Below are 957 nucleotides of genomic sequence, written 5' to 3'. Positions count from 1 at the left end.
TAAGACGACCATCACCCTGTGGTTTGCGATAAGTGGACTGGGAAGCAGCCCAGTCATGGCCCGAACCATCCCGCCGCATTTGCATACGGGGCCACTCGGCGTGGTTGTTTCAGAAGACTGTATGGAGGTGGAACAGGCCATTGATCAGCAACGGGGTGGTCATGCTCGTCGGCTGAGGCTCGCGGCTGCTTAAAAGCGGTGCAATCGGCCCCGCCCCCTCGTTTCTGACGCTGCCGACCGCCTTCCCCACCGGATACACCGCCAGCGCCGCCTCGGGACACGGCCTCACCAGCGCCTGCACCTGGTCGGCCGCAGTCGCCCCGTTCAGCCACGCCCACCAATCCCCCGGCGCCAGGATCACCGGCATGCGATCGTGCAGTGGCCGCATCGCCGCGTTCGCCTCGGTGGTGACGATCGTGAACGTGTCGATCTCCTCGCCGTCAGCCGGCCTCGTCCAGCGCTCCCACAGCCCCGCCAGCGCGAAGAACTCGCCCCCGACCGGATGGATGTAGAACGGCTGCTTGCCGCCACCCTGCTGGTCACTGAGTTGCTGCTACTCGTAGAAGCCGTTCGCCGGCACGATGCAGCGCCGGCGGCGGAACGCCGCCCGAAACGAAGGTTTCTCGGCCACCGACTCGCCGCGCGCGTTGATCAACCTGGTGGCGATCGTCTCGTCCTTCGCCCACGACGGCACCAGGCCCCAGCGCAGGCGATGGATCACTCGCTCGCCGTTCGAGCGCTGGCGCACAACCGGCAGCCACTGCATCGGCGCCGCGTTCCAGCGCGGCTCGAAGTCGAACCCTTCGGGCACCGCGTCGAAGGCCTCGCGCAGGCGCGAAACCGGACCGTAAAGGGCGTAACGACCGCACATGCGCGCGCCCTCCCCGGCTGCCTCAGTGCAAGGTGCCGGAAGGCCCGCCCTCGCCTTCCTTCACCGGCAGCAGATCCGTGAACCGC

The 957-nt window shown here is 67.5% G+C and carries 1 pseudogene; it reads right to left on the bottom strand.

What is annotated here, in order from left to right:
* Positions 1–109: 109 nt before the first annotated feature.
* Positions 110–871, bottom strand: a pseudogene (locus tag ACUH78_RS19365) (SOS response-associated peptidase).
* Positions 872–957: the final 86 nt, after the last annotated feature.

The organism is Thauera sp. ZXT1-4, from assembly GCF_052598215.2.
Note: the sequence above shows the minus strand (reverse complement) of the source record. Positions and strands in the feature narration are given on the sequence as shown.